Genomic DNA, 17,110 nt, shown 5'->3' with positions numbered 1-17,110 from the left:
CAGGGCCGTGACTGAAAGAGCGATTCCGGCCGTCCTCTCGATCGCCGGCTCGGACTCCGGCGGCGGGGCAGGGATCCAGGCCGACCTGAAGGCGTTCGCTGCGTGCGGCGTCCACGGCATGACCGCCATCACGGCGCTGACGGCGCAGAACACCGTCGGGGTCGACGCGGTCCTGGCGATCGAGCCCGAGATGATCGTCGCGCAGGTGCGGGCGGTCGCGCGCGACATCGGCGTCGACGCGGTGAAGATCGGGATGCTCGGCACGGTCGCGACGATCGAGGCGGTCGCGACGGCGCTCGACGAGCTCGACGACGGGACGCCGGTCGTGCTCGACCCCGTGATGGTCTCCGAGTCCGGCGCGCCGCTGCTGGCCCCGGACGCGCGGACCGCGCTGGTCGAGCTGCTGCTCCCCCGTGTGACCGTCACGACGCCGAACGTGCCGGAAGCGCGCACGATCGTCGGCAGCGACGACGACGCGCCCGAGCTTGCGCGGGCGATCCACCGGCTCGGCCCGCGCTACGTGCTCGTCACCGGCGGCCATCGCGAGCAGGCGACCGACGTCCTCTTCGACGGCGAGACGACGACCGAGATCCCCGGGGAGCGCTTTCCCGACGGCGCCGCGCACGGTTCCGGCTGCACCCATTCGTCGGCGCTCGCGGCCCATCTCGCGCTCGGTCTCGATCCGGCCGACGCCGCGCGCGCCGCGAAGGAGGTGGCCGCCCGTGCCGTGCGGGACGGGCTGCGCGAGATCGGCCAGGGGGCCGGTCCGGTCGACGCGCTCGGCATCCGCGCAGGCGCGGCCGAGCGGCCAGCAGCGCGGTAGGCGATCGGCCGGCGGCGCGGTAGGCGATCGGCCAGCAGCGCGGTAGGCGAGCGGCCAGCGGCGCCGTAGGCGATCGGCCCGGGAGCGGTAGACGATCGGCCCGGGAGCGGTAGACGAGTACCCAGGGTGCGGCAGGCGGGGCGACCGCCCGGCGGGGTTGGCGGGACATAACCCCGTGGCATAATCCGGCCATGAGGTTCCTTCGCATGAGACCAGGTCACGGCGAGGTGCTGATCGCCGAGGGGGACGTGGACGTGCGCGCGGAGGAAGAGCTGCTGATCGCCGAGTTCAGGCGGCAGCTCGACAGCGGGATGTGGGCGGCCGTGCCGGTCGTCGACGATCGCTCCGGCCGCCGCGAGGCGCAGATGGCGCGCAGCTTCGAGGAGGTCCCGCGCGACGCCGAGCGCGTCATCTTCTTCCCACGCGCCGCGGGCGGGCAGTAGGGGGCCGGCCGATGGTCCTCGCGCTCGCCGCCACCGGGATCGTGATCGCCGCGCTGCTCGGCGAGATGCTGCTGCCGCGCATCGACGAGGCGGTCGGCCGCTTCCGCGCCCGTCGGCGACGCCTCCCCGTCACCGCCGAGTTCGACCCCGGGCGCGACCGCCGGGCCGAGGCGCGGGCGCGCCTGCTGCTGAAGTCGTGCGTCAACGACGAGGAGTGGGAGATGTACCGCGACCTCGGGTTCATCCGCGTCTGGAGCATCGAGGCCGGCCGTCCCGCGGCCGGTGCGTCCGGCGCGGCGGCGGCGGGCGCGGTCGGTGAGACCGGGGCGGGCGCGGACGGCGACAGCGCCTGCGACGAGCCCGGCGCCGCCGAGCACGATCCGCTGTGGGACGAGTTGGAGGGGATCGTCGAGCCGGCGGCGCGGAGCCGCGGCCGCCGCTGGGAGCTGCGTCGGCGCGGTGTCGGCGGAGGAGCGGGGGAGGCGCCGTATGCCTACCTGATCTACCCCCACAAGCCGATCCTCGCGTTCGTGCCGCAGACCGGCCGCCTGCTCAGCGAGCACTGCGTCGAGTTCCCGGACGAGACGCGCCCGTACGGCAGCGCCCGCCTGCCCGACTCCGACGACGTGCTCGCGAAGTGGATGGCGCTGACCGGTGACGAGCAGCGTCTGCTCGACTCGGCCAACATGCACCTGCCCGGCCGGCAGATCGACCCGCGCCAGGTCAAGCGCGACCTCTGGCGCCTGCGCCAATGGGAGCGCGAGCGCGCCCGCGCGGGCGCTGCCGCCGGGGACAGCAGAGTCCGTTCGTGAGCGACGGCGCGGTCGACCTGAAGCACCGCAGCCGTGCGCTGACCGACGGTCCGGAGCGCGCCGCCGCGCGCGCCTACCTCCACGGCATCGGCTACGGCGCCGACGACCTCGCCAAGCCGATCGTCGGCGTCGCGCACTCGTGGATCGAGACGATGCCGTGCAACTTCAACAACCGCGTGCTCGCCGCCGCGGTCAAGGAGGGGATCCGCGCCGCCGGGGGCACGCCGATGGAGCTGAACACGATCGCGATCTCCGACGGGATCACGATGGGGACCTCCGGCATGCGCGCCTCGCTCGTCTCGCGCGAGCTGATCGCCGACTCGATCGAGCTGGTCGCGAGCGCACACCACTTCGACGCGCTCGTCGTCATCAGCGGCTGCGACAAGACGATCCCCGGCACGGTGATGGCGCTGGCGCGGCTCGACCTCCCGTCGCTGATGCTCTACGGCGGGTCGATCCGGCCCGGCCGCTGGAGAGAGCGCGACGTGACGATCCTCGACGTCTTCGAGGCGGTCGGCGCCCACGCCGTCGGACGGATCACGGACGCCGAGCTGCGCGAGCTGGAGGAGGCGGCCTCGCCGGGCGCCGGCGCCTGCGCCGGCCAGTTCACCGCCAACACGATGGCGATGGCCTTCGAGGTGCTCGGCATCTCGCCGGCCGGCTCGTCGATGGTGCCGGCCGAAGACGGCAGGAAGCGGGAGGTCGCGCGCGACTGCGGGCGGCTGGTGATGGACGTGCTGCGGCGCGGGCTGCGGCCGCGTGACGTGATCACGAAGCCGGCGCTGGAGAACGCGATCGCCGCCGTCGCGATGAGCGGCGGCTCGACCAACGCGATCCTCCACCTGCTCGCGGTCGCCGACGAGATGGGCGTCCCGCTGGAGATCGACGAGTTCGACCGCATCAGCGAGGCGACGCCGCTGCTGTGCGACCTCCAGCCCGGCGGCAGGTACAACGCCGTCGACCTGTACGCCGCCGGCGGCGTGCCGCTCGTCTTCAAGCGGCTGCGGGAGCACGGCCGCCTCGACCAGTCGGCGATCACCGTCACCGGCCAGACCGCCGGCGAGATCGCCGACGCCGCGAGCGAGACGCCCGGCCAACGCGTCGTGCGGCCGCTGGAGCAGCCGCTGAAGCCGACCGGCGGCTTCGCGATCATGAGAGGCAACGTGGCGCCCGACGGCTGCGTGATCAAGCTCGCCGGCCACGAGCGCCGCCGCCACGTCGGGCCGGCGAAGGTCTTCGACGGCGAGGAGGCGGCGATGCGGGCGGTGCTCGCCGGCGAGGTCGTCGCCGACGACATCGTGGTGATCCGCAACGAGGGGCCGGCCGGCGGCCCCGGCATGCGCGAGATGCTCGCCGTCACCGCCGCGATCATCGGCGCGGGGCTCGGCGAGAGCGTCGCGCTCATCACCGACGGCCGCTTCTCCGGCGCCAGCCACGGATTCATGGCCGGGCACGTCGCGCCGGAGGCGGTCCACGGCGGGCCGATCGCGGCGCTGCGCAGCGGCGACACGATCACGATCGACGTCGACGCCCGTCGGATCGACGTCGACCTCGCCGACGACGAGCTCGCGGCGCGCCTGCGCGACTACGCGCCGCCGCCGCGCCGCGACGGCGAGATCGAGGTCGCGATCCGCAAGTACGCGAAGCTCGTCGGCAGCGCCTCGAAGGGCGCCGTCACGCACTGAGCGGCGCAGGCCGGCCGCCGAGAAGCGGTCGGGCGAGGAGCCGCGGCGCCGCCGGCGGCCCCGTGTGCCGAGCCGTGTCAAGCGGTCGGAGAGAAGAGCCGCGGCGCGGCCATGCCCGGGGCCAGCGCCAACGCGCGCGCCTGCGCTCACTCGGCCAGGAAGCTCTCCAGCAGGCCGTTGAAGATCGTGGGCCGCTCGATCATCGCGACGTGGCCGGTGTCGGGGAGGACCACGGCGCGGGCGTTCGGGATCAGCCGCTCGAAGCGGCCCGCGTCCCTGACGGGGACCACGCGGTCGTCCTCGCCCCAGACGATCAGCGTCGGGCAGGCGATCCGCTCCAGGCGATCGCGCAGCGGGTAGCCGATCACCGCGGCCAGCCCCGGCAGGAAGCCGGCCTTGCCCGACCCCCGCATCAGCTCGAAGGCGAGCGGCGCCGACAGCCGCTCGGGGTGGCGCGCGACGAGGCTGAGCGCGACGCGGCGCAGCCCCGGGCGGCGCGCGAGCGCTTCGTGCCGCGACGCCGCCCACGCCGTCACGATCCCGACCGCGCGCGCGACCGTCATCGCCGGCTGGTGTCTGAGGCGGTCCGAGGAGATCCCGGCCGCCGAGACGAGCACGAGCCGCTCGACCCGTTCGGGAACGGCGATCGCGAGCTCGGCGGCGACGAAGCCGCCCATCGAGTTGCCGACGACCGTCAGCGGCTCGTCGACCCCGAGCAGGTCGCAGAGGCGGTCGAGAAAGGCAGCGTAGCCGGCGATCGTGATCTCGCGCGCCGGCAGCTCGGAGCCGCCAAAGCCCGGCAGGTCGACCGCGATCACGCGATGGCGGTCGGCGAGGACGGGCAGCTGGCCGAGCCAGTTCTGCCAGCAGCCGGAGAGCCCGTGCACGAACAGGATCGGCGGCCCCGCGCCGAGCTCGACGACGTTGACCCAGCGATCGTCGACGCGGAGCCAGCGGGCGTGCTCGCGCCAGTCGACGGCCATCCACGCGGGCGGATCGACGCCCCGCACACGTTCCCCGCGCGGCCCCGCCGCGGCTGCCGTCGCCCGCCTCATCGCCCGTCTACCCTACCTCGACCAATGCGCATCGCCATCGACATCGACTCCACCCTCCACGACTACTGGCAGCTGTTCTCGCGGCTCGCGCGCAAGCGCTTCGGCGTCACGCTCGACTACGAGCACCAGATCACCTACGAGATCGACCGGCTGCGTCCCGAGCAGGTCGCCGCGCTCACCGCCGAGAGCCACGCCGCCGAGCACGTGCTCGACGCCGTCCCGTACGCGGGCGCCGTCGAGACGGTCGCGGCGTGGAAGGAGGCCGGCCACTTCATCCACATCACCAGCCACCGCGCGCAGGAGGCGCACGAGCCGACCGCGCAGTGGCTCGAGCGGGTCGGGCTGCCCTACGACGAGCTCTACTGCTCCTTCGACAAGATCTCCCGCTGCACGGAGATCGCGATCGACGTGCTGATCGACGACAGCCCCGACAACATCCTCCGCGCGCAGGAGGCCGGCATCGTGCCCGCGACGATCCTCCACCCGTGGAACCGCGAGCTGGTCGAGGAGGAGGGCGTGATCGCCGCCGCCGACTGGGCGGAGCTGGGCAAGCTGCTCGCGCCGGTCATAGACGGCTCCGCCGCGCCGCGCGGCTGAGCGCTGACACCGACGCCGACGCCGACGCGCCTGTCGCGCGGTTCGCCGTCAGCTTCGCTACGAGAACCTGTGCATCGCGGCGATTCCGCCTGGCGCACCCGTAGAATCGCTCGCCGGGAGAGACCGGGGTGCGCACACGTCGAGCCATCGTCGCGGGGATTCTGGCCGCCGTCCTGCTGGTCGGGGCGGTCGGCGCCTACGCCGTCGACCGCAGCCAGCGCGACACGATCGCCGACGGCGTCGAGGTCGGCGGCGTCGAGCTGGGCGGCCTGAAGGCGGAGGAGGCGCGCGCCAAGCTCGCCGCCGAGCTGAGAGCGCCGCTGCGCGAGCGGGTCGTCGTCACCTTCGAGCGCCGGCGCTTCCCGCTGTCGCCGCGGAGAGCCGGCGTCGAGGTCGACTACGACGCGATGGTCGAGGAGGCGCTCGCGCGCAGCCGCGAGGGGACGATCTTCACGCGCCTGGGCCGCGGACTGACCGGCGGCACGGTCGACGCCGACGTGCAGCCGGAGGTCGCGTTCGACCGGCGCGCCGTCGACCGCTTCGTCGCGCGCGTCGCGGCGAGGCTCGACCGGTCGCCGAAGGACGCGACGGTCGCCTTCGCCGGCAGCTCGCTGGGGGCGGTCGAGGGCCACGACGGGATCACGCTGCAGAGACGGCGCCTGCGCCGCGCGGTCGGCCGGGCGCTGCGCTCGGTCGACGGCGACCGCACCGTCCCGGCCCGCGTCAGACGGGTCGCGCCGAAGGTCACGACCGCGCAGCTGGCGAAGCGGTATCCGACCGTGATCACCGTCGACCGCGCCGCCTTCAGGCTCCATCTGTGGAAGAACCTCAGACTGGAGAAGAGCTACTCGATCGCCATCGGCCAGGTGGGGCTCGACACGCCGGCCGGTCTCTACGAGATCCAGAACAAGGCCGTCGACCCGGCGTGGAGCGTGCCGAACAGCGCCTGGGCCGGCGACCTCGCCGGCCAGGTGATCCCGCCCGGGCCGTCGAACCCGATCAAGTCACGCTGGATGGGGATATACGACGGCGCCGGTATACACGGCACCGACGCCGTCTACTCGCTCGGCACCGCGGCGTCGCACGGCTGCGTGCGCATGGCCATCCCGGACGTGATCGAGCTGTACGACAGGACGCCGGTCGGGGCGCCGATCTACATCGCCTGAGCGCTGCCGCTGGACGGCCCCTCGCGCAGCTCCTCGACCACGACTTCCTCCCAACCTTCATTCAGCAAAGAGGCATGATGGTCGCTGTGGCGAATAGCGAGAGCGCCGATGAAGATTCCCCGCGTTCGCTTCCGCATCACCGCATACCAGAGGGTCGTCGCGTCGTCGGTCCCCTGGATGCGGAACCACGGCCGCTCCGGCCCGTCGGCCTCGGTCGCGAGGCCGGCTTCGACCAGCTGTCTGCGAGTGGCGACCTGACCGGTGCCGGTGTCGATGAAGAACAACGCCATGGCTCCGCAGCCTAGCGCGCCGGTGAGCGATCCCTGGCGCAGGGCGCTCGGGCTGCTGGAGCAGGACCTGCGCCGTCGCGGCGCGGCGGAGAAGACGCGCCACGCCTACGCCGTCGACTCGCTCCAGTTCGTGCGCTGGGCCGACCGCCACGGGCTGGAGCCCGCCGGCGTCACGCCGCGCGCGCTGCGCCGCTATGCCGCCGGCCTGACCGAGGCCAGACAGGCGCCGACGACGGTCGCGCGCAAGCTCGCGTCGCTGCGGTCGCTGTTCCGCACGCTCGTCGAGCACGGCGAGCTGCAGCAGAACCCCGCCGACCTGCTGTCGGCGCCGCGCAAGGCGCAGAAGCTCCCGCAGGTGCTCAAGCCGGCCGAGGTCGCCGCGCTGCTCGACCGCATCCCGGCCGACACGGCGCTGTCGCTGCGCGACCGGGCGCTGTTCGAGCTGGCCTACGCCTCCGGGCTGCGCGCCGAGGAGCTGGTGACGCTCGACGTCGAGTCGGTCGACTTCGACGGCGAGCTGGTGCGCGTGGAGGGCAAGGGCTCCAAGACGCGGATCGTGCCGACCGGGGAGCCGGCGATGGCGGCGATCGCGCGCTACCTGGAGAAGGCGCGAGGGGCGCTGGCGACCGTCGACAGCGACCGCGCGCTGTTCCTGTCGAAGTCCGGGCGGCGGCTGTCGACCTCCGACGTGCGCCGACGGCTGCGCGTCTGGGCACGTCAGGCCGCGAGCGTCTCGACCGTCGGCGCGGTCTCCCCGCATGCTCTGCGACACTCCTTCGCGACGCATTTGCTGGAAAATGGAGCGGATCTCCGGTCCATCCAAGAATTGCTCGGCCATGCAAGCATCTCTACGACGCAGGTCTACACTCGGGTAGAGTCCGCGAGGCTGAGGTCGGCATACGCCAAGAGCCATCCTCGGGCATAGCGAGGGGGCGGCGCTGGAAACGAACGTCAAAGCGATCGAGCTCAAGGATCTCTGGCGCCGCTACAAGGCGAGCGGTGATGGACGTGCGCGCGAGCGACTGGTCGTGGCCTATTCACCGCTGGTGAAGTACGTCGCGGGGCGGATGGCCTCGGGACTGCCGGCGCACGTCGAAGAGGCCGATCTCATCTCATACGGCCTGATCGGCCTGATCTCCGCGATCGAGCGCTTCGACCTGGGGCGCGAGATCAAGTTCGAGACGTACGCGATCCCGCGCATCCGCGGGGCGATCATCGACGAGCTGCGCTCGCTCGACTGGGTGCCCCGCTCGGTGCGGGCGCGGGCGCGGGAGATCGAGCGGGCGAACGCGAAGCTGGAGCACAGACTCCAGCGCGCGCCGACCGACGAGGAGATGGCGCACGAGCTCGACATGTCGATGGACGAGTTCCAGGACGCGCTGATCCAGATCTCGAACTCGACGATCGCCGCGCTCGACGAGCTGTGGACCGTCTCGGATGCCAGCGGCGACCAGATATCGCTGCTCGACACGCTCCAGGACCCGGACGCCCCGGATCCGGAGAAGATCGTCGACGCCAGCGAGCTGAAGGATCGCGTCGCCGACGCGATCGCCCGCCTGCCCGAGCGCGAGAAGCTCGTGATCGCCCTCTACTACTACGAGAACCTGACGCTGCGCGAGATCGGCGAGGTGCTCGGGGTGACGGAGTCGCGGATCTCGCAGCTGCACACGAAGGCCGTGCTGCGGCTGCGCTCGAGGCTCCAGAGCGAGGACGCCCAGGCCGGCCTGTAGGCCGCCCCGGCGCGCCGCCGGCGCGTCTGAAACATGCCGTGACACCGTGCGAACCAGCCCCCTGGCGGGGGCTGGAGGCCGCAGGTAGGGTCCGATCTCCACGAGCAGAGGAGATCGGGCATGCACAAGTCCGCCGGCAGGATCCGGAACGTCGCCCTCGTCGGACACCGCGGCAGCGGGAAGACCTCGCTGCACGAGGCTCTGCTCTTCACCGCCGGCGCCGTCAACCGGCTCGGCCAGGTCACCGAGGGGACGACGTTCTCCGACGCCGACCCGGACGAGAAGGCGCGGCAGATGTCGATCTCGGCCGCGCTCGCCAGCTTCGAGTGGCAGGACCGCAAGGTCAACCTGATCGACACCCCCGGCGAGCCGAGCTTCGTGGCGGACGCGCTCGGCTCCCTGCGCGTCTGCGAGTCGGCGATCTTCGTCGTCAACGCCGTGATGGGCGTCGAGGTCTCGACGACGCGGCTGTGGCAGCGGGCCGCCGAGCTCGACCTCGCGCGGCTGCTGTTCGTCAACATGCTCGACCGCGAGCGGGCCGACTTCGCCCGCACGCTCGACGCGCTCAAGGCCGCCTTCGGGCCGCACGTCGTCGCGACCGAGATCCCGATCGGCCGCGAGCACGAGGTCAGCGGCGTGATCGACCTGGTCGACATGAAGGCGTACGCCTACGACGGCGACGGCCGCGACAACTGCCGCGAGATCCCGATCCCCGCCGAGCTCGCCGACGAGGCGCAGGCCTACCGCGAGAGATTGATGGACGAGGTCTCCGAGAACTCAGACGCGCTGATGGAGCGCTACCTCGAGGGCGACGAGATCTCCCACCAGGAGATCGTCGACGCGCTCAAGGAGGGCACCAACCACGGCGCGCTGTTCCCCGTCACCTGCGGCGTCGCGACCCGCAACCTGGCGACCAATCGCCTGCTCGACGCGATCGTCGAGGACCTGCCGTCGCCGGTCAAGCACGGCGGCCTCGAGGTCGCGGGCATGACGCTGGAGCCCGACGAGGAGGCCGACCTCTACGCCTACGTCTTCAAGACGCGCGCCGACCCGTTCGCCGGCCGCATCAACCTCTTCCGCGTCTACCAGGGCGTGATCGAACACGACAGCCACGTGCTCAACACGCGCGCCCACGCGAAGGAGCGGATCGGCCAGCTGCTGACGTTCAACGGGCGCGAGACGGTCCACGCCGACGCGTTCGGCCCCGGCGACGTCGGCGCCGTCGCGAAGCTGAAGGAGACGCGCGCGGGGGACTGGCTGGCGGCCCGCGACGAGCCGATCTCGATGCCGGCGATCCCGCTGCCGGCGCCGGTGATGGCGTTCTCGATCGAGCCGAAGACGAAGGGCGACGAGGAGAAGGTGTTCACGGCGCTGAGACGGCTGCAGGAGGAGGACCCGACGATCGACCTCCACCGCGACGAGCAGACCGGGGAGCAGATCGTCGCGGGGTTGTCGCAGATCCATGTCGAGGTCGTGATCGCGCGGCTGCGCGAGCGGTTCGGCGCCGAGGTCACGTTGAAGCCGCCGCGCGTCCCCTACCGCGAGACGATCCGCGCCGGCGCGAAGGCCCATGGCCGCCACAAGAAGCAAAGCGGCGGTCGCGGCCAGTTCGGCGACTGCCGGATCGAGGTCGAGCCGCTCGCGCCCGGCGAGGGGTTCGAGTTCGTCAACCAGATCAGAGGCGGCGCGATCCCCGGCGGCTTCATCCCGGCGGTCGAGAGAGGGGTCGTCGAGGCGATGGAGCACGGTGCCGTCGCCGGCTATCCGGTCAAGGACGTGCGGGTGCGGCTGGTCGACGGCGCGTACCACTCGGTCGACTCCTCCGAGATGGCGTTCAAGGTCGCGGGCTCGCTTGCGATGAGAGAGGCGCTGGAACAGGCGCGTCCGGTCCTGCTCGAGCCGGTGATGCAGGTGACCGTGACCGTCCCGGAGGACTCCGTCGGCGACGTGATCGGCGACCTCAACAGCCGCCGCGGGCGACCGCTGGGGATGGAGCCGGCCGGCGGGATGACCGAGGTCCGCGCCGAGGTGCCGATGGCGGAGATGCTCTCCTACGCGCCAGATCTGCGTGCGATCACCGGCGGTCAGGGCGAGTTCTCGATGGAGTTCCTGCGCTACGAGGAGCTGCCGCCCCACCTGGCCGGGAGAGTGGTCGAGCAGGCGCGCGAGGAGGCCGCCGCGGTCCACGGATAGCACCGCTCCTGGTTCCTGACGGCTGTCGGGGGTTGCTACCCTCGGCGGCCTCATGACGACGAAGGACATCCGGACGACGCAGGCGCATGTCTCGTGCGACGTGTGCGGCCGGACCCTGCTGCGCGGCGAGCGTGCGGAGACGTACATCGCCGGCGGCACCCGTCGCGAGGTCTGCGAGCTGTGCCAGCCGCGTGCGCTGCACGAGGGCTGGGTCCGCGAGGACGCGGTGCTCGAGCGCGGCACGCGCTCGGCGCCCGGCGAGCGCCGCCGCTCGCTGCTGAGCCGCCTGCGCCGGCCGCGCAACGACGACGCCGCCGCTCCCTCCAACGGCCACGACGACCACGTCCACGAGCAGCAGGCGCGCGCGGGCTCCTCGCGCGTCGAGCGGGTCGAGCGCGTCGAGCGGATTGAGCCGCAGCGCGAGCTGCGCCAGGTCAAGGCGGTGCCGACCAGCATCGAGCAGCGCACCGCGACCGCGATCGAGCGCTTCAACCAGAGCGAGCACCCGCGCACCGTCGCCGGCGTCGCCCGCTCGCTGGGCGCACCGGTTGTCGTCGCGCGCGCCGTCGAGGAGTCGACCAGCATCGTCACGATCGTCGTCTCCTGGGAGCTGTGCTGGTACCGCTACGAGGTCGACCTCGACGGCGGCTCGGTCCGCACCGCGGGCCAGGGCTACGAGCTCGAGGAGCTCGAGCCGGCCGACCGCGTCGAGGCGAACGCCGCGGCGGACGAGTACGGCCTGCTGACGCCGGCGTAGCCGTCGCGCCGGTCGACTAGGATCCGCTCGGACAAGGTCGTCGAGACCGGCGAGGACCATTGATCTACTGCGTTGTGCCCGTGGAGCTCGAGGACGAGCTCTACGACAAGCTGACGGCGTATTACGCCGATGACGAGAACGTCACCGTGATCGTCGATCGCCGCAGAGGCGAGCGTCGCGGCCGCGGCGCCCGCTCCAACGGCGGCGAGCAGGCGCGCGCACTGCGCGACCGGCGCCAGCGCGCCGCGATCGACCGTCTCCCGCTGCCCCGGATCGACGGCAGCGTGTGAAGCTCGTCGTCCACGTCGACGGCGGGGCGCGCGGCAATCCGGGGCCGGCCGCGATCGGCGTCGTCGTGGCGGGAGCGGACGGCGCGGTGCTGGAGCGGCGGGCCGAGGCGATCGGCGAGGCGACCAACAACGTCGCCGAGTACCGCGCGCTGCTGCTCGGCCTGGAGCGAGCGCGGGCGCTCGGCGCCGACGAGGTCGAGGTGGTCAACGACTCCGAGCTGGTCGCCAAGCAGGTCAACGGCGAGTACCGCGTCAAGCACGCCGCGATGAGACCGCTGCACGCGGCCGCGACGGCGGCGCTGGGCGGCTTCGCGCGCTGGACGGTGCGCTCCGTGCCGCGCGCGCAGAACGCCGAGGCCGACGCGCTCGTCAACGCCGCGCTCGACCGCCTCGCCTGACCGGCCGCGGCGACCGCGCAGCCGCTGCTGAGCGGACGTCCGGATCATGACGCCCAGCCGCCCGCTTCGCGCGCTCGTGCCTGACAGCACGAACTCGCGGGTATCCCGAAATGGCGCTGAGCGTCAGAAAGGGGTTGCCAATGTCGGAGCAGCGCGAGGCCCAGCAGGTCAACTACCAGACGATTCGCCTCAGCAAGGGCAAGCACGCGGCGCCGTCGGAAGGCGCCTGTGTGATGGAGCTGGCGTCGATGCTCGCCGGCGAGCCGTTCAGCGACCGCCCGGCCGCGGCGTGCCCGGTCATCGGCGGCTTCCTGCGCGCGTACAACGACCGCATCGACGAGGAGCGGAGGCAGGACCTCTACCGCTACGCCTCGATGGTCGTCGGCTCGCGCGGCAGCGCGGAGATCGAACGGGCACGCGAGCAGCGCTGCCTCGAGTGGGCCGAGGAGCGCAAGCGCGAGCGGTCGAGGCCGCTGCGGTGGGTCACACGGGCCTCGCCCGCGGTCGTCGACCGGCGGCTGGGGCTCGACGCCGCCGGCACGTACGCGGCGCGCTCGATCCGCCGCCACACCGACCGCACCCATGCGGCGGCGCTGGCGCTGGTCGACGAGCTGCTCGCGATGGGCCGCGACGAGCGCACGGTGCGCGACGCCAAGCGGACCGGCCGCGCGGCCGACAAGCCGCACGCCGCCACCTCCCATCTCGGCTGAGCGCGGCGACGCCGCTCGCCGGAGACGGCGACGCAGACCCGGCGCCGGAAGGCGTCGGGCCCGGCGTCGTCGGACGCGGCCTCCTACCTAAGCCGCGACCCCGTTGGGCGCGAGCACGCTGAGGTCCTCGGGCGGCTCACCGGTCAGCAGCCAGTTGCCGTCGTCGTCGCGTCGCAGCAGCTCGCGCTCGGAGAGCGTGCCGAGCGCCGAGGTGACCGACGGCCGCTGGGCGCCAACCAGCAGGGCCAGCTGCCGATGCGTGAGCGCCAGCGGCACCAGCACGCCGTCGGAGGTGACCTTGCCGTAGCGGTCGGCGAGGTGCCAGAAGAAGGCGAGCAGCCGCACGTCGACGCGCTTGAGGCTGTGGATGCTGACCATCACGGCGAGATCCTGGGCGCGCTCGTTGGCGCGCGCGACCAGCGCCGTGATCAGCGGCGGCCAGTGGGCGACGACGCGCAGGAAGTGCTGGTCGAGCACGGCGACCCGCAGCGGCTCGATCACCTGCCAGTCGACCTCGTGGCGCATCGGCGCGTCGAGCCCGCTCTCGTCCCACGGGCGCAGGATCGTGCCGGGGCCGATCAGCTCGCCGCAGCGGGCCTCGGCGACCGTGACGTCGCGGATCAGCAGCCCGTCGAGCACGAGCAGGCCGAGCTCGGCCTCGGGCATCGGGTTGGCCTGCGGATCCCAAGGCCCGCTGGGAACCTCGGCGATCGCGGCGACCGCGTGCTGGCGGCAGCGGGCGCGATCGGCCTCCTGGAGCACGCTGCGCAGGCCGGCGTCGTGGTCGAGCACGTAGACGAAGCGGTCTCCGGAGCGGGTGGTTGTATCGCTGACACTCATCCCGTCTCCTGCACTACCCGTTCGGCGCGGATCGCTCTCCCGGATTTCCTCGGAGCCCGGAGGGCGGGCGCCGCCGGCCGTCTGCCCGGCTCGGCGGCGCCCGTCCGGAGCGCGCCCGGCTACGGGCGGATGATCGCCGGGCGGATGATCGGACGGATGATCTGCATGACTGGGTTCACCTCCTCTCCGTGGTCGCGGTGGGAAAGCGTCAAACCGGTCGCCGCGCGACGTAGACGAGCTTCGTGTGGGCCTCCTCGTCGGGCTCCTCGTGGAGGAGTCCGCCGGGGGACTGGCCCATCACGGCCCGGCAGTCGAGCCCGGCCGACGCCAAGAGCGCGCGCACCGTCGCCTCGGGGTGGTGGCGCTGGACGTGACGGCTGACGGCGGCGGCGGGGCCGCCGATCTCGATCGACGCCGAGCAGATCGCGCCCGGCACGATCGGGCCGGTCGTCTCGCCGCGCCAGATCGCGTCCGCGAGCGGGCGCTCGAAGGTGGCGCGGGCGCCGAAGCCGTCGCGATACGTCGCCAGCGTGTTCGCGTCGAAGAGGTAGATCCCGCCGGGCGCGAGCAGGCGCGCGACGCTCGCGAAGGCGGCGCGCAGGCCGTCGTCGTCGAGCAGGTAGTTGACGGCGTCGTCGAGGCAGGTGACGAGGTCGAAGGAGCCGAGCGCCGGAAGCTGGCGCATGTCCGCTACCGTGACGCGCGCAGGTGAGACGTCGCCGGTGACACGTCGTGCCCGGTCGACCATCGCCGGCGACAAGTCGCACGCCCACACGTCGTAGCCGCGGGCGACGAGCGGGAGGAAGCTCTTGCCGGTGCCGCAGGCGACGTCGAGCGCGCGGCGGCCGGCGAGGCCGTGGCGGCGTGCGAGCGCCTCCAACCGCCCGACCCAGCCGTCGTGGTCGTAGGAGTCGGTGAAGCGGTCGTAGACGGGGGCGAGCCGCTCATATGCGATCAGCGCCGCGGGTGGTGTGGTCGTCTCCATGACCACGTAGACCCGCTGAGCGCTCACGACCGTTTCACATACTTCGCCAACTTTGACGAAACCTCGATATTTGCCTTGTGGCCCGAGCAGTCGCGGGGATCCGCGTGCAGAGGCCGGGAGACGAGGATTGGGATTGGGAGCGCATGCGGGCCGCAGCGTCGCGAGAGGCCCGACGATTCCTCCCGGCAGCACAAGACATCGACGACGCCGTTCAGGAGGCGCTGCTGCGCGCCTGGCGTCGGCGTGCCACCTGCCGGAGCGAGGACCGCGTGCCGTGGATGCGCCAGATCGCCCGCAACGAGGCGCTGCGACTGCTCGCGCGACGCAGAACGCGCTCCGAGCGGGAGCTGCTCGACGACGAGTCGGTCCTCGCGACCGTCGCCGACGAAGAGGCGGAGGAGGAGCGCGAGGGGCTGCTGCTGCGGCTCCAGGTCGGGCAGGTCGTCGAGCGCCTCTCCGTTGATGACCGCCGCTTGCTTGCTCTACGCTATGAGGGAGATCTGAGTCAACCGGAGATGGCCCGGATACTCGGCATTCCCGAGGGCACCGTGAAAGTGCGACTCCACCGACTCCGAGGACGCCTGCGGAAGGAACTCGAGACGACCCGATGAAGCCGTACAGCGACATCACCGACCCGCGCTTGATCAAGGCGCTCGCGCATCCGCTGCGGATCCGCATCCTCGCGATCCTCGAGGACCGGGAGCTGGCCAGCCCCAACGAGCTGTCGGAGCTGCTCGGCGTGTCGCTCGGCGTCATGAGCTACCACGTGCGCCGTCTGCACGCGCTCGGGTTCCTGGAGCTGGTCAAGCGGACCCCGCGCCGTGGCGCGATAGAGCACCACTACCGGGCGAAGGCGCGCCCGGTCGTGACCGACGAAGGCTGGGCCGAGACGCCGTCGATCGTCAAGCGCGCGATGGTCGGCGCGTCGCTGGAGCAGGTGACCGGCTACGTCAACACCGCCGCCGCCAGAGGCGGCTTCGATCGCGGCGACGCCCATCTCAGCCGTCGCGCCGTGACGCTCGACGAGCAGGGCTGGAGAGATCTCGCCGGCGAGCTCGAGAACCTGATGTCGAAGCTGGAGCAGATCGAGGGCGAGAGCGCCGCGCGGCTGCGCGACGCCGGCGACGAGCACGGCAAGAGCGCGATGCCGAGCGGGGTCGTGCTGATGCTGTTCGAGGCCGCCGGCGTGCCCGAGGACGGCAGACAGGCCGGCAACGGCGACGGCAAGCACCTTGGCCGTCGCTCCAGCCGCCGCCCGCGGCCGCTGCACGCGGCGGCGGCCGGGGATCTCGACTAGTCGCGGCGCGGCGGCCGCGCGCGCCGCGGCGCGGGCGCGTCAGCCGCCGTCGGCGAGCGCCTGCCGCGCGAGCGCGAGCGCGCCGTCGCGGCTGCCGGCGACGGCCATGAAGCGGCCGGCGTGGCAGAAGCGGGCGTCCGGGACGCCGGTGACGGCGGCGAGATCGGCGTCGGTCATCCCGGCCCACCGCTCCGGCAGGTCCTTGCGGTTGGCGAAGTCGCCGAGCACGCGCGGGACCGCCTGCAGGCCCCAGTCCTGCTCGCGCGGGTAGACGACGAACAGCGCCTCGGGCGCGTTGGCGACCAGCTCCCGGTGCCACGGCATGCCGCGGTCGAGCTCGATCAGGCGCGGGTCCTCGGCGCGCGCGATCGCGCCGCGGACCAGCTCGGCGGCGCGCGCCTGCGCCTGCGCCGAGGCGATCGCGCGGCCAAGGATCCCCTCGGCGAAGCCGACCGCCTGCAGGAAGGCGGCGTCCTTCGCGGCGGCCCCGTTCTCCTGGTCCCAGTTCGGGTTCATCATCCCGATCGCGTGGGAGACCGTCAGCGGCGTGACCGAGCCGACGAGCGGCTCGACGATCGTCTGGCCGACGTCGTTGGCGTCGATCCCCTGGACGACCAGCTGGTCGATCTCCTCCGCGATCTCGTCGCTGCCGCAGATCTCCGCTCCGAACGCCTTCCACACGAGCCCGAAGGAGGCGTAGCGGATCCCGTTCGGCCGCTCGCCGGCACCGCCGCGCTGGTGGTGGTCGAAGTCGCCCGTCGCCGGGTCGTTCCGCAGCCCGACGTCGACGCGCAGGTCGGCGGCCGCGAGCTGCTCGGGGTCGCGCGTGCGGACGACCTCGAGCCGGTCGCCGTGCAGCAGTCGCAGGACCGCGATCGCGAAGACGTCGTCGGCGTGGAATGAACCGTTGTGGGTGGCGACTCTCATGCGTTTCACCGTAGCGGGGCGCGCGGCGGCGAGGACCGGGCGGGCGACGGCGGCCCGACCCCGAGGCGTCGGGAGGGGCGCGCGGTTGCGCCAGCCGTTCCGATACAGTCGC

The 17,110-nt window shown here is 72.6% G+C and carries 20 protein-coding genes; 15 read left to right on the top strand and 5 right to left on the bottom strand.

All coding sequences use genetic code 11. The features are described from left to right. Positions 1–7 precede the first annotated feature (7 nt). From thiD to ilvD, 4 genes are all read left to right on the top strand, one after another. Entirely contained in the window at positions 8–823 is an 816-nt protein-coding gene (gene thiD, locus BDZ31_RS20980) for a bifunctional hydroxymethylpyrimidine kinase/phosphomethylpyrimidine kinase (protein ID WP_343075656.1), read from the top strand. Positions 824–1,029: 206 nt separating this feature from the next. Next, on the top strand, positions 1,030–1,266 hold the full coding sequence (locus tag BDZ31_RS20975; RefSeq protein ID WP_183344807.1) for a hypothetical protein: 237 nt from the start codon (positions 1,030–1,032) through the stop codon (positions 1,264–1,266). 11 nt (positions 1,267–1,277) lie between these two features. Further along, entirely contained in the window at positions 1,278–2,078 is an 801-nt protein-coding gene (locus BDZ31_RS20970) for a hypothetical protein (RefSeq protein WP_183344805.1), read from the top strand. Beyond that, the gene (gene ilvD / locus BDZ31_RS20965) at positions 2,075–3,763 is read left to right on the top strand and encodes a dihydroxy-acid dehydratase (RefSeq protein WP_343075655.1); all 1,689 of its coding nucleotides are present in this window, start codon (positions 2,075–2,077) and stop codon (positions 3,761–3,763) included. Before BDZ31_RS20970 ends, ilvD begins: the two co-directional genes overlap by 4 nt. A 146-nt stretch (positions 3,764–3,909) precedes the next feature. Here the strand turns inward: ilvD and BDZ31_RS20960 are convergent, their stop codons facing one another. Further along, a complete protein-coding gene (locus BDZ31_RS20960; RefSeq protein ID WP_183344801.1) occupies positions 3,910–4,746 on the bottom strand; it encodes an alpha/beta fold hydrolase in 837 nt (278 codons plus the stop codon). Positions 4,747–4,842: 96 nt separating this feature from the next. Here BDZ31_RS20960 and BDZ31_RS20955 point away from each other — a divergent pair, with 96 nt between their 5' ends. Together BDZ31_RS20955 and BDZ31_RS20950 are read left to right on the top strand one after the other, a co-directional pair. Continuing rightward, positions 4,843–5,415 carry a 5' nucleotidase, NT5C type gene (locus tag BDZ31_RS20955; protein WP_183344799.1) on the top strand — a complete coding sequence of 191 codons (573 nt, stop codon included), beginning with the start codon at positions 4,843–4,845 and terminating at the stop codon, positions 5,413–5,415. A 128-nt stretch (positions 5,416–5,543) separates the two neighbouring features. Next, a complete protein-coding gene (locus tag BDZ31_RS20950; protein ID WP_183344797.1) occupies positions 5,544–6,581 on the top strand; it encodes a L,D-transpeptidase family protein in 1,038 nt (345 codons plus the stop codon). Here the strand turns inward: BDZ31_RS20950 and BDZ31_RS20945 are convergent. Further along, positions 6,569–6,871 carry a hypothetical protein gene (locus BDZ31_RS20945; RefSeq protein WP_183344794.1) on the bottom strand — a complete coding sequence of 101 codons (303 nt, stop codon included), beginning with the start codon at positions 6,869–6,871 and terminating at the stop codon, positions 6,569–6,571. The genes BDZ31_RS20950 and BDZ31_RS20945 overlap by 13 nt on opposite strands. A gap of 22 nt (positions 6,872–6,893) precedes the next feature. On the opposite strand from BDZ31_RS20945, the gene BDZ31_RS20940 reads away from it, so the two are divergent. The 7 genes from BDZ31_RS20940 (at position 6,894) to BDZ31_RS20910 (ending at position 12,949) form a co-directional block, all read left to right on the top strand. Beyond that, complete coding sequence (locus tag BDZ31_RS20940) at positions 6,894–7,796, top strand: tyrosine recombinase (protein WP_343075654.1); 903 nt, start codon at positions 6,894–6,896, stop codon at positions 7,794–7,796. Next, complete coding sequence (gene whiG / locus BDZ31_RS20935; RefSeq protein WP_343075667.1) at positions 7,783–8,601, top strand: RNA polymerase sigma factor WhiG; 819 nt, start codon at positions 7,783–7,785, stop codon at positions 8,599–8,601. The genes BDZ31_RS20940 and whiG overlap by 14 nt, the downstream gene beginning before the upstream one ends. A 120-nt stretch (positions 8,602–8,721) precedes the next feature. Beyond that, positions 8,722–10,794 (top strand): elongation factor G, encoded by a 2,073-nt coding sequence (fusA, locus tag BDZ31_RS20930; protein ID WP_183344791.1) that lies wholly within the window; start codon positions 8,722–8,724, stop codon positions 10,792–10,794. Positions 10,795–10,846: 52 nt separating this feature from the next. Then, entirely contained in the window at positions 10,847–11,551 is a 705-nt protein-coding gene (locus BDZ31_RS20925) for a hypothetical protein (protein ID WP_183344789.1), read from the top strand. An 80-nt stretch (positions 11,552–11,631) separates the two neighbouring features. Next, complete coding sequence (locus tag BDZ31_RS20920; RefSeq protein WP_183344787.1) at positions 11,632–11,841, top strand: hypothetical protein; 210 nt, start codon at positions 11,632–11,634, stop codon at positions 11,839–11,841. Next, positions 11,838–12,239 (top strand): reverse transcriptase-like protein, encoded by a 402-nt coding sequence (locus BDZ31_RS20915; protein WP_183344784.1) that lies wholly within the window; start codon positions 11,838–11,840, stop codon positions 12,237–12,239. The genes BDZ31_RS20920 and BDZ31_RS20915 overlap by 4 nt, the downstream gene beginning before the upstream one ends. Before the next feature lie 140 nt (positions 12,240–12,379). Further along, complete coding sequence (locus BDZ31_RS20910; RefSeq protein ID WP_183344782.1) at positions 12,380–12,949, top strand: hypothetical protein; 570 nt, start codon at positions 12,380–12,382, stop codon at positions 12,947–12,949. 87 nt (positions 12,950–13,036) lie between these two features. Here the strand turns inward: BDZ31_RS20910 and BDZ31_RS20905 are convergent, their stop codons facing one another. Next, positions 13,037–13,789, bottom strand: a complete 753-nt coding sequence (locus tag BDZ31_RS20905) for a Crp/Fnr family transcriptional regulator (RefSeq protein ID WP_183344780.1) — start codon at positions 13,787–13,789, stop codon at positions 13,037–13,039. 208 nt (positions 13,790–13,997) lie between these two features. Continuing rightward, complete coding sequence (locus BDZ31_RS20900; RefSeq protein WP_183344778.1) at positions 13,998–14,801, bottom strand: methyltransferase domain-containing protein; 804 nt, start codon at positions 14,799–14,801, stop codon at positions 13,998–14,000. Positions 14,802–14,917: 116 nt separating this feature from the next. Here BDZ31_RS20900 and BDZ31_RS20895 point away from each other — a divergent pair, with 116 nt between their 5' ends. After that, entirely contained in the window at positions 14,918–15,385 is a 468-nt protein-coding gene (locus BDZ31_RS20895; protein WP_183344776.1) for an RNA polymerase sigma factor, read from the top strand. Beyond that, on the top strand, positions 15,382–16,071 hold the full coding sequence (locus BDZ31_RS20890; protein ID WP_183344774.1) for an ArsR/SmtB family transcription factor: 690 nt from the start codon (positions 15,382–15,384) through the stop codon (positions 16,069–16,071). The genes BDZ31_RS20895 and BDZ31_RS20890 overlap by 4 nt, the downstream gene beginning before the upstream one ends. Positions 16,072–16,110: 39 nt before the next feature. On the opposite strand, the gene BDZ31_RS20885 is transcribed toward BDZ31_RS20890, so the two are convergent. Further along, a complete protein-coding gene (locus tag BDZ31_RS20885; RefSeq protein WP_183344772.1) occupies positions 16,111–16,998 on the bottom strand; it encodes an MYG1 family protein in 888 nt (295 codons plus the stop codon). Between the last annotated feature and the right edge of the window lie 112 nt (positions 16,999–17,110).

This window comes from Conexibacter arvalis, from assembly GCF_014199525.1.
Lineage (GTDB): Bacteria > Actinomycetota > Thermoleophilia > Solirubrobacterales > Solirubrobacteraceae > Conexibacter > Conexibacter arvalis.
The sequence above is the reverse complement of the archived record's forward strand: the minus strand, read 5'-3'. Positions and strand labels throughout refer to the sequence as shown.